The sequence below is a fragment of the Flavobacterium microcysteis genome, from assembly GCF_006385255.1.
Lineage (GTDB): Bacteria > Bacteroidota > Bacteroidia > Flavobacteriales > Flavobacteriaceae > Flavobacterium > Flavobacterium microcysteis.
Window position 1 is genome coordinate 1 of record NZ_VFJE01000005.1, and the last position, 239, is coordinate 239.

A 239-nucleotide genomic window follows, 5' to 3' on the forward strand; every position below is an offset into this window, starting at 1 on the left:
GTAACTTTTGCAGAGACTAGAACTGACGGTGCTTGTGCCGGAAGCTATACCCTTACAAGAAAATGGACGGCTACTGACCTTTGCGGTAATACTGCCGAGCATACTCAAGTGGTTAGTGTGACCGATACTCAGGCTCCTGCATTCGTTGGAACACTGCCTGCTGCCGAAGTGGCTGCGTCTTGCGACAATATCCCGGCTGCGGCTACGCTTACTGCAACCGATGCTTGCGGAACTGCAAC

1 protein-coding gene is annotated in these 239 nt (G+C 52.7%); it reads left to right on the plus strand.

Annotation, left to right across the window (positions count from 1 at the left end):
• Positions 1 to 239 (plus strand): hypothetical protein (locus FJA49_RS18230; protein WP_158629413.1); only part of this gene is annotated, 239 nt, incomplete at both ends.